The organism is Spirillospora sp. NPDC046719 (genome assembly GCF_040645715.1).
In the GTDB taxonomy this organism is placed as follows: Bacteria; Actinomycetota; Actinomycetes; order Streptosporangiales; family Streptosporangiaceae; genus Spirillospora.
The window spans coordinates 90772-99549 of the sequence record NZ_JBEYYT010000001.1; the positions used below are offsets into that span (position 1 = coordinate 90772).

The 8778-nt window shown below is 72.9% G+C and carries 13 protein-coding genes; 7 read left to right on the top strand and 6 right to left on the bottom strand.

The window, feature by feature from the left end:
* Nucleotides 1-83: 83 nt before the first annotated feature.
* A complete protein-coding gene (locus ABZ914_RS00435; protein ID WP_500190559.1) occupies nucleotides 84-905 on the top strand; it encodes an SGNH/GDSL hydrolase family protein in 822 nt (273 codons plus the stop codon).
* Nucleotides 906-913: 8 nt separating this feature from the next.
* Here the strand turns inward: ABZ914_RS00435 and ABZ914_RS00440 are convergent, their stop codons facing one another.
* A complete protein-coding gene (locus ABZ914_RS00440) occupies nucleotides 914-1471 on the bottom strand; it encodes a DinB family protein (RefSeq protein WP_500190561.1) in 558 nt (185 codons plus the stop codon).
* Nucleotides 1468-2499 carry a Glu/Leu/Phe/Val dehydrogenase family protein gene (locus ABZ914_RS00445; protein WP_500190563.1) on the bottom strand — a complete coding sequence of 344 codons (1032 nt, stop codon included), beginning with the start codon at nucleotides 2497-2499 and terminating at the stop codon, nucleotides 1468-1470. Before ABZ914_RS00445 ends, ABZ914_RS00440 begins: the two co-directional genes overlap by 4 nt.
* A 106-nt stretch (nucleotides 2500-2605) precedes the next feature.
* Here ABZ914_RS00445 and ABZ914_RS00450 point away from each other — a divergent pair, with 106 nt between their 5' ends.
* Nucleotides 2606-3073 carry an Lrp/AsnC family transcriptional regulator gene (locus ABZ914_RS00450; protein WP_190855830.1) on the top strand — a complete coding sequence of 156 codons (468 nt, stop codon included), beginning with the start codon at nucleotides 2606-2608 and terminating at the stop codon, nucleotides 3071-3073.
* A 52-nt stretch (nucleotides 3074-3125) separates the two neighbouring features.
* Here ABZ914_RS00450 and ABZ914_RS00455 read toward each other — a convergent pair whose 3' ends face one another.
* Nucleotides 3126-3707: a TetR/AcrR family transcriptional regulator gene (locus ABZ914_RS00455; protein ID WP_500190564.1), complete on the bottom strand. Its 582-nt coding sequence runs from the start codon at nucleotides 3705-3707 to the stop codon at nucleotides 3126-3128.
* Between the two features lie 131 nt (nucleotides 3708-3838).
* Here ABZ914_RS00455 and ABZ914_RS00460 point away from each other — a divergent pair, with 131 nt between their 5' ends.
* From ABZ914_RS00460 to ABZ914_RS00470, 3 genes are all read left to right on the top strand, one after another.
* Nucleotides 3839-4189, top strand: a complete 351-nt coding sequence (locus ABZ914_RS00460; protein WP_500190566.1) for an antibiotic biosynthesis monooxygenase family protein — start codon at nucleotides 3839-3841, stop codon at nucleotides 4187-4189.
* Between the two features lie 26 nt (nucleotides 4190-4215).
* Nucleotides 4216-4602, top strand: coding sequence for a VOC family protein (locus ABZ914_RS00465; RefSeq protein ID WP_500190568.1), 387 nt, complete (start codon nucleotides 4216-4218; stop codon nucleotides 4600-4602).
* A 107-nt stretch (nucleotides 4603-4709) separates the two neighbouring features.
* On the top strand, nucleotides 4710-5180 hold the full coding sequence (locus ABZ914_RS00470; protein ID WP_500190569.1) for a DUF4267 domain-containing protein: 471 nt from the start codon (nucleotides 4710-4712) through the stop codon (nucleotides 5178-5180).
* A gap of 111 nt (nucleotides 5181-5291) precedes the next feature.
* On the opposite strand, the gene ABZ914_RS00475 is transcribed toward ABZ914_RS00470, so the two are convergent.
* A complete protein-coding gene (locus tag ABZ914_RS00475) occupies nucleotides 5292-6023 on the bottom strand; it encodes an SDR family oxidoreductase (RefSeq protein WP_500190570.1) in 732 nt (243 codons plus the stop codon).
* Between the two features lie 133 nt (nucleotides 6024-6156).
* On the opposite strand from ABZ914_RS00475, the gene ABZ914_RS00480 reads away from it, so the two are divergent.
* A complete protein-coding gene (locus ABZ914_RS00480) occupies nucleotides 6157-6990 on the top strand; it encodes a phosphoribosylaminoimidazolesuccinocarboxamide synthase (RefSeq protein WP_190855813.1) in 834 nt (277 codons plus the stop codon).
* A gap of 38 nt (nucleotides 6991-7028) precedes the next feature.
* Here the strand turns inward: ABZ914_RS00480 and ABZ914_RS00485 are convergent, their stop codons facing one another.
* A complete protein-coding gene (locus ABZ914_RS00485) occupies nucleotides 7029-7841 on the bottom strand; it encodes a phosphotransferase (RefSeq protein ID WP_500190574.1) in 813 nt (270 codons plus the stop codon).
* A 94-nt stretch (nucleotides 7842-7935) separates the two neighbouring features.
* On the opposite strand from ABZ914_RS00485, the gene ABZ914_RS00490 reads away from it, so the two are divergent.
* Nucleotides 7936-8448, top strand: coding sequence for an ATP-binding protein (locus tag ABZ914_RS00490; protein WP_433146205.1), 513 nt, complete (start codon nucleotides 7936-7938; stop codon nucleotides 8446-8448).
* On the opposite strand, the gene ABZ914_RS00495 is transcribed toward ABZ914_RS00490, so the two are convergent.
* Nucleotides 8432-8662, bottom strand: a complete 231-nt coding sequence (locus tag ABZ914_RS00495; RefSeq protein ID WP_190855804.1) for a hypothetical protein — start codon at nucleotides 8660-8662, stop codon at nucleotides 8432-8434. The genes ABZ914_RS00490 and ABZ914_RS00495 overlap by 17 nt on opposite strands.
* Nucleotides 8663-8778: the final 116 nt, after the last annotated feature.

Genomic DNA, 8778 nt, shown 5'->3' on the forward strand with positions numbered 1-8778 from the left:
CGTGTTTGTTTATTGTTGCTTGACGTTCTACTCTCGCCGTTCCGGCGCGGCCAGGATCGGTTTCAGGGCTTCTGGGAGAGGGCGTGATCCGGTTGGCGAGTCGGGCGAGCGTGCTGGGCGCGGTGGTGGTGCTCGTTCTTGGTCTGGGGGTCGGGCCTGCGCGGGCCGCTTCGGCGACGTACTACCTGGCGCTGGGCGACTCGGGCGCCGTGGGTGTGCAGGCGGGGCGGGGGCCGACGGACGAGGGTTACACCGACGACCTGCACGCCGCGCTCAAAGCGCGGCGGCCCGGCCTGCGGCTGGTGAAGCTGGGATGCCTCGGCGAGACGACCACCACCATGCTCAAGGGCGGGATCTGCGCCTACGCCGCCGGTTCCCAGATGAACGCCGCGCTCGACTTCCTCAAGCGGCACCGCGGACGGGTCCGGTACGTCACCTTGAGCATCGGGGTCAACAACACCGGCTGCATGCTGGACGGCGACCTGGCCTGTGGTCTCAAGGGCGTCGGGAGCCTGCTCGGTGAGCTGCCGCAGATCACCGGTGGGCTGCGGGCGGCGGGAGGCGGCACCCCGGTCTACGCCTCGATGACCTACTACGACCCGGGCCTGGCGTCCTGGGTGAAGGGCGACCGGGTCACCGCAGTCGCCTCGGTGCCGCTGCTCGACGCGTTCAACGGCGTGCAGCGGGCGGCGGCGCTGGCGAGCGGCTTCAAGGTGGCCGACGTCAGCACCGCCTTCGCCGCGCACGACTTCGCCACCGAGGTCACGATGGCGCCGTACGGGACCGTCCCGCTGAACGTGGCACGGATCTGCGCCTGGACCTCCCAGTGCACCGCCGGCGACGGGCACGCCAACGCGGCCGGGTACCGGACGATCGCCGGGGCGTTCCTGCGGGCCGTGTCCTGACCCTGCGGTCATTTCCCGCGGGCGCCGTCGATGCGTTCGCGCAGGAGGTCCGCGTGCCCGTTGTGCTGGGCGTACTCCTCGATCATGTGGATGAGCACCCAGCGCAGCGAGACCGTCCCGCGCCAGGCGTCCCGGCCCTCGACGTCGAGGTGGGGCGCGGCGGCCGCGAAGGCGTCGGCGAAGGCGACCTCGTCGCGCCAGGCGTCCCAGGCGGCGGCGATCACGCCGGGGTCCGGGACGGCGCCGTCGAAGTCGCCGTCCGGGTCGGCGGCGGACGAGAAGCGCGGCGGCGCGTCGTGCCCGGCCAGCACCTGCCGGAACCAGCGGCGCTCGACGTCGGCGAGGTGCCGGACGAGCCCGAGCAGCGACAGCGTCGACGGCTCGGCGGCCCGCAGCGCCAGCTCCTCGCCCAGACCGGCGCATTTCAGCTCCAGCGTCGCCCGCTGCGACCCGAGGACGTCGAGGAGCATGCGGCGCTCGTCGCCGACGGCCGGGAACGCGAACCTGGTCCCGCCGCCGTCGGCCGCGAAGAACTCGGCCCTTCTGGACCGCGCGCTGTCGCTCACGCCGCCGCCTCGACGCGGCGGCGGGCGAGGGCGTCGGCGGCCTCGGCGGGGGTCCGGCCGAGACGGGACGCGGTGTCGAGCAGGCCGGTGACGGTGTCCTCGATGGCGGCGACGCGCGCCCGCGCCTCGTCGGGGCCGAGGCGGTGCAGCTCCGAGGTGACCGCGTGGATCACCCCGCCCGCGCCGGCGACGTAGTCGGGCACCCACAGGATCCCGCGCCGGTGCAGCAGGTCGGCGACGCCGGGGGCGGTGAGCTGGTTGTTCGCGGGCCCGACGACGGCCCGGCAGCGCAGCCGCGGTACGGACCGCTCGGACAGGACGCCGCCGAGGGCGGCGGGCACGAGGACGTCGACGTCCGCGCCGAGGATCTCGTCGGGATCGGCCCAGGCGGCGCCGAGCGCTTCGGCCGCCCGCCGCCTGCCGGGGTCGATGTCGGCGACCGTCAGCTCAGCGCCCTCCGCCGCGAGCAGCCCCGCGAGGTGCGCGCCGACGCGGCCGAAGCCGATCAGGCCGAAGCGGCGTCCCGCCAGGCTCCGGGTGCCGTACAGGTGGCGGGCGGCGGCGCGCAGCGCGGCGAGCGTCCCGTCCGCGGTGTGCGGGGACGAGTCGCCGCTGCCGCCCGCCTCGGCGGGCCGGCAGAAGACGTGCGGCGTGATCTCGCCGATCACCGCCATGTCGGCGGGCGACGTGCCGACGTCGGGCCCGCCCGAGTACGCCCCGTCCAGCGCGGCGATCGCGTCGCCGACGTCGTGCAGCGCGTCGCGCCGCCGGGACGCGTCGAGCTCCGCCCCCTCGGGGAGGGCGACGACGGTCTTCCCGCCGCCGCTGGACAGCCCGGCCGCCGCCAACTTCGCGGTCATCGCGGCCGACAGCCGGAGGGCGTCGGCGAGGCCGTCCCGCCAGCCGGGGTACCGCCACATCCGCACGCCGCCGGCGGCCGGGCCGAGCGCCGTCGAGTGGACGGCGATGATCACGGGCAGTCCCGTGCGCGGGCCGGTCCGGATGACCACCTGTTCGTGCTCGAACATCGCTCTCCCTCCGAACGCACACCTTCCTCACAGAGAATCGGGCAACTGGCCGGGCCTGACCAGACGCACCGAACGAATGTTTGATTTTGGTGTTACGTTCCCGGGCATGGACGAACTTGATTCGGAGATCGTGCGGCTTCTCCAGACGGATGCGCGGCAGTCCAACCGGGAGCTCGCCCGCAGGCTCGGGATCGCGCCCTCGACGTGCCTGGAGCGGGTCCGCGCGCTCACCCGCCGGGGCGTGATCCGCGGCTACCACGCCGACATCGACCCGGCCGCGCTCAACCGCCGCGTCCAGGCGCTGGTGTCGATCCAGGTGCGGCCGCTCAGCCGCACCGCGATCGACGCGTTCAAGGAGTTCGCGGGCGGGCTGCCGGAGGTGCTCCGCGTGTTCGTCCTGTCCGGTGACGACGACTTCCTGCTGCACGTCGCCGTCCAGGACCTCGACCACCTGCACGCCTTCCTCGTCGACCGGCTCGCCGGCCGCCGCGAGATCACCGGCTTCCGGTCGTCGATGATCTTCGAGCAGGTCGCCGACCGCACCCCCGCCCGCCTGCCGTCCCCGCCCGCCTGACCCTCTGGGGCTCGGACCTCCGGCCGCGTTCACGCCGTCCTCGACGGGTTCTTCAGGGCGTGGGGGCGGTGAGGTAGCGCTGGATCGTGGGTCCGAGCCAGTCAACGATCTCCTCGCGGCCGAGCGCCACGCTCGCCGGGAACCGCAGCACGTAGCGGGTCAGCGCGAGCCCTAGGACGGTCGAGGCGCACAGGGCCGCCCGCGCCGGCGCCTGGTCCGGTTCCGGGCCCACTTGGCGGGCCAGCGGGATCAGCTGGTCGCGCACCACGAACTGCATGCGCTCGGCGGCGGCGGGGTCGGTGGCGCCGACCCGCAGCAGCGCGGTGAGCCCCTCGTTCTCCTCCCACAGGGTGAGGAAGTGGCGCACCAGCGTGCGGCCGAGATCCTCGCGGGGTTCGACGGGCAGGCCGGGCAGCCCGGGGTCGATCGAGACGGCCGCCGTGAACAGGGCCGCCTTGTTGCCGTAGTAGCGCATCACCATCGACGGGTCGATCTTCGCGTCGCGCGCGATGGCCCGGACGGTCGCCTTCTCGTAGCCGTCCTCCGCGAACCGCACCCGGGCGGCGGCGAGGATCGCGGCGCGGGTGGCGTCGGAACGCCGTGCGGCCTGCTGGTTCTCCGTGACGCCGGTCATGCCAACAAGTGTAGGCCAACACCTGTTGACAATCCAGGGCGGCGCGATCTACGTTTGCCAACACACGTTGGCCAACAAGCGTTGGCGGAGTCGCGTGGCACGACGACCGACCGCGAGAGGAAGTACCGAAGATGGCCGAGCTGAAGAGCCTGGACCCGAGCACGCCGATGTTCGCCCAGTTCGCCGCGAAGACCGGACCCATCGTCCTGGCCAACACGTTCCTCGTCCCGAAGGAGAGGGCCGAGGCGTTCCTGCCGCTCTTCCGGAGGCAGGCCGAATTCATGAAGGCTCAGCCGGGATTCGTCTCCCTGCAGATGCACAAGGGAACAGCGGACAGCCGACTTCTGATGAACGTCGCGGTCTGGGAATCGACCGAGGCGCTCGCCGCCGCGTTCGGCAGCCCGGAGTTCCAGCGCATGGCCGCCGAGTTCCCCGACGACATCGTGTCCTACCCGCACATCTTCGAGCAGATCGACGTCTGACACGGCCGCAGTGATCGGAGTCCCTTATGACCGTGGAACTGAACCACACCATCGTCCCCGCCCGTGACCCGGAAGCTTCGGCGCGGTTCCTGGCCGGAATTCTCGGCCTGACCGTCGATCCGCCGCTGGCGCACTTCACGCCGGTCACGCTCGCCAACAAGGTCACCCTCGACTACGACCGGCTGGACGACTTCGAGCCGCACCACTACGCGTTCCTGCTCGGCGAGCAGGAGTTCGACGCCGCCCTCGCCCGCATCCGGCACGGCGGGATCGCCCACTACGGCGATCCCGCATGCCAGGAGATCGGGCAGGTCTATCGCGGCAAGCACGTCAAGGGCCGCAGAGGCACCTACTTCCACGACCCCGACGGGCATCTCATGGAGATCCTCACCCCGGGCGACGGCCGATCGTGAGGCCGGCGGCGCCCCGCCCCGCCTTGCCCCGCCCCGCTCCGCACCGCCCCGCTCCGCACCGCCCCGCTTCGCACCGCCCCCGTTCCGAACGTCGAAGGAGAAGCGCCATGTCGCTGAAGAACGTCAACACCGTCCTTGTCACCGCCTGCGCCCTGTTCGTCCTCTACCTCGGGCTGTCCTTCATCCTGGCCCCGGCGGCGTCCACCCAGGGCGTCGGCCTGCCGAGATGGCCCGCAGGCAACGGGGACGGCTTCCTCGTCATGAAGGGCACCCGCGAGTTCGCGATGGGCCTGGTCATCGGCGTCCTGCTGCTGACGGGCCACCGCCGCGCCCTGGGCTTGGTCCTGCTGATGGAGGCCGTCGCCCCGTTCGGCGACATGATCAACGTGCTGGCCCACCACGGCTCCACCGCCGCCGCGTTCGGCATCCACGGCCTGACCTCGGCGCTGATCGCGATGACCGGGCTGCTGATCCTCCGCGAGACCCGCAAGGTCGCGGACGGCCGGCGGTCCTCCACGGCGAGCGTCACCGGCACGGCGCCGGCGTCCGGTTCCTCACCGCTCCGCGCAGCGAACTGATCAGGGTTCACCGCCCGGCCTCACCACCGCCCCCCTGGCACCAGGGTTCGCCTCCGGCTCTCGCCGGAGGCGAACCTTTCGCTGCGGCGGCGAGCCCCCGGGGGCCGGACGTCAGCGCTGGCGGGCGGGGCGGACGACGATCTCGTTGACGTCCACGTCCGGCGGCTGCGCCAGGGCGTAGGAGACGGCTGCGGCGATGGCATCCGGCTCGATGGCGTGCGCGCGGTACTCCCGCATGGCCTCCGCGGCGCCCGGTTCAGTGATGGTGTCGGCGAGCTCGGACGTCACGACACCGGGCGAGACCGTCGTGACCCGGATCGACGGGTCGGACTCCTGCCGCAGCCCCTCGGTGATCGCCCAGGCGGCGTACTTCGTCCCGGAGTAGACGGCGCTGGTGGGGACGACCTGGTGCGCGCCGATGCTCGCGACGGTCACGAAATGCCCCGACCCCTGGGCGGTGAAGACGGGCAGGGCGGCGGCGATGCCGTGCAGCAGGCCGCGGACGTTGACGTCGATCATCCGGTCCCACTCGTCCACGAGCACGGAGTCGAGCCGCGACAGCGGCATCACCCCGGCGTTGGCGACGAGGACGTCCACGCGGCCGAACCGGTCGCGGGCGGTCTCGACGAAGGAGCGGACGCCGTCGCGGTCCGTCACGTCCACCGGGACCGGGTGCAGGACGCCGGGGGAGCGGGCCGCGAGGTCCCGCAGCCGGCCGGTGCGGCGGGCGCCCGCGACCACGCGGTGCCCCTCGCCGGCGAGGCGGGCGGCGGTGGCCGCGCCGATGCCGCTGCTCGCCCCCGTGACGAGGACGACCTTGGATTCGTGCTGGTCAGTGCTCATGCCGGAAGCGTCGCAGCGCCCGCCGGACGGGACGAGAGGCGCGCTTCTCCCAGGAGGGGCGCACCCACGCGGACGGCCGGGGAGCCGGTGCTGGGATCATTGACGTGAGCATTGGTGATTCGAGGGGGACGGCGTGGAACTGCTGCACTCGGGGAAGGTCCGGGACGTCTACGCGGACGGGGACGACCTGATCCTCGTCGCGTCGGACAGGGTGAGCGTGTACGACGTCGTCCTGCCGACGCTGATCCCCGACAAGGGGAAGATCCTCACCCAGCTGTCGCTGTGGTGGTTCGAGCAGCTCGCCGACGTGGTGCCGAACCACGTGATCTCGGCGACCCAGGTGCCGGACGAATGGGCGGGCCGGGCGATCCGGTGCCGGCGGCTGACGATGCTGCCCGTCGAGTGGATCGCGCGCGGCTACCTCGCGGGGCTCGGCCTGAAGGAGTACGAGAAGGGCGGCACCGTCTCCGGGATCGCCCTGCCGGACGGGCTCGTCGAGGCGTCGAAGCTGCCCGAGCCGATCTTCACGCCGACCACGAAGGCGTCCGAGGGGCACGACGAGTTCATCACCTACGACGACGTGGTGGCCGAGATCGGCGCGGACACCGCCGCGCGGCTGAAGGACGTCACGCTGGACGTCTACAAGCGGGGCGCCGAGATCGCGGCGGAGCGCGGCATCATCATCGCGGACACGAAGCTGGAGTTCGGGCGCGCCGCCGACGGCACGCTCGTCCTGGCAGACGAGGTGCTGACGTCCGACTCGTCGCGGTTCTGGCCCGCGGACGAGTGGGAGCCGGGCCGCCCGCAGCGCTCCTACGACAAGCAGTACGTCCGCGACTGGAGCAGCACGCTGGACTGGGACCGCACGCCGCCCGGCCCGGCCATCCCGCAGGACGTCGTGGACGCCACCCGCGCCCGCTACATCGAGGTCTACGAGCGCCTGACCGGCCGCCCCTGGCGGTCCTGAGGGGCGGCGATCCTGACGAGCGGTCCAGAGGCGGCGGCTCAGAGCAGCGTCAGCAGGTGTCCGGCCTGGTGGGCGAGGGTGCCGGGCGGGTTGCGCGGACGGTCCGGGTCGTCGGACAGCAGGGCGAGAAGCCAGAAGACGGCCAGCAGGCGCCGGCACTCGGGCAGCCGCGCGCGCTCGGACGAGGTCAGCTCGAACCGGTCGAGCAGGTCGCCGGGCGCCAGGACGTGCTTCGCGGAGACGTGCTCGGCGACCTCGGCGAGCTCGTAGGCGCGGTCGCCGCGTCCGGAGAACTCGAAGTCGACGAGCCGGGCGCGCGACCCGTCCCACAGGACGTTGGCGAGGTTGCCGTCGCCGGTGCCGAAGACGGGCGGCGGTTCGGCGGCGAACACGGTGTCGAGGTGCGGGCGGCCGAGCCAGCCGCGGGCACCGTCGAGGGCGGCGGCGGTCGCCGCGTCCGGGGGCGGCGGCACCCGCTGTGACCAGGCGCGGAGGTTCTTCAACGCGTCCAGGGGATGGAGGAGCCGCGGCGGCAGGGCGGCGAGGTCCGCGGCGGGGATCGCGTTCTGGCAGGTGGACATCGCCTCGACGAGCCCCGTGAGCTGCGCTTCCGTGAGCGGCGCCGAGAGGGGCTCGCCGGGGAGGCGGGACATGGTGACGCTGGGCGGCGCCTCCGCCGGGGCGTACCGCAGGGGCTCGGGCGCGAGCGCGGGCGCGTGCTCGGCGAGCAGGGTCAGCGCCCGCCATTCGCGTTCCGGTTGCCCCAGGTCCCACGACCGGTACCGCTTGGTGACGGTCGCCGGGCCCAGTTCGACGACGTGGGTGGTCGGCACGGAGCGGGCGGGAGGCATGGCGGGGAGCGTACCGGCGCGAGTGAACGCGGGGCGGGTGCGCAGACGTACTGGGCGGTGACGGGCTGCTTCCGGAACGAGGGGGGCCGTCTGCGTGGGCGTCGAGGACGTGCTCGGAACCGCCGGCCGCGTCGCCGGCCATGGCCGGTACGGGGGAGGCGGTGGTGTGGACGGGAAAGGGCTCGTGGTGCTCGGCACGGTCACGCTGCCCGGGGTCGGCAGGTCGGTGGGGTGCGCGCGGGCGTTCGTCCGGGGCCTCCTGGCGGACCTGCCGGGCCGGGACGACGTGGTGATGGCCGCCAGCGAGACCGTCGCGAACGCGGTGACGCACACGGCGTCGGGCCTGGAAGGCGGGCTCGTGACGGTGACCGTCGCGGCCGCGCCGGGGGCGGTGCTGCTGGAGGTCGCCGACGACGGGGCGGCGGGCACGCGGCCCTACGTGAAGGACGACCCCGGCGCGGAGACGGGCCGGGGGATGCGGATCGTCCAGGGGCTCGCCGCGCGGTGGGGATACCGCGCGGACGGGACGCGGACCGTGGTGTGGGCGGAGTTCCCGGCCCCGGACGCGTGGGTCCGGGGCCGGGGTGCCGTCAGCGGCCCCGGTTGAACTGCCGGGTGGGCATCCGGCCGGTGTCGCGGCGGTTGTTCGCGAACGTCGCCGACCTGAAGTCGGTCTTGTTCTTCTTGAGCTTCTTCTTCGTGGGGAACGGAATGTTTTCAAGATTGTTGGAGCGCATGAAGAAACCACCTCCGGGCAGGTCGGATCGCAGCCGTGAAAGGGTGAGGGAAATGGCCGGAGGCATGGCGAAGACGCTGGTCACGCGGGTACGCGTCGACCAGTGAGAATGTTCGCGGAATGTCGCCTTCGGCGCGGAGGACGGGAGCGGGCCCGGCGGGAATGCGGGCGGCTCGACCGTGCGGATATCAAAGCTCCATG

Excerpts from the sequence above, each read along its gene's own strand:
- ABZ914_RS00445 (WP_500190563.1), bottom strand. The coding sequence starts at position 2,499 with ATGTTCGAGCACGAACAGGTGGTCATCCGGACCGGCCCGCGCACGGGA.
- ABZ914_RS00450 (WP_190855830.1), top strand. The coding sequence starts at position 2,606 with ATGGACGAACTTGATTCGGAGATCGTGCGGCTTCTCCAGACGGATGCG.
- ABZ914_RS00455 (WP_500190564.1), bottom strand. The coding sequence starts at position 3,707 with ATGACCGGCGTCACGGAGAACCAGCAGGCCGCACGGCGTTCCGACGCC.
- ABZ914_RS00460 (WP_500190566.1), top strand. The coding sequence starts at position 3,839 with ATGGCCGAGCTGAAGAGCCTGGACCCGAGCACGCCGATGTTCGCCCAG.
- ABZ914_RS00465 (WP_500190568.1), top strand. The coding sequence starts at position 4,216 with ATGACCGTGGAACTGAACCACACCATCGTCCCCGCCCGTGACCCGGAA.
- ABZ914_RS00470 (WP_500190569.1), top strand. The coding sequence starts at position 4,710 with ATGTCGCTGAAGAACGTCAACACCGTCCTTGTCACCGCCTGCGCCCTG.
- ABZ914_RS00475 (WP_500190570.1), bottom strand. The coding sequence starts at position 6,023 with ATGAGCACTGACCAGCACGAATCCAAGGTCGTCCTCGTCACGGGGGCG.
- ABZ914_RS00485 (WP_500190574.1), bottom strand. The coding sequence starts at position 7,841 with ATGCCTCCCGCCCGCTCCGTGCCGACCACCCACGTCGTCGAACTGGGC.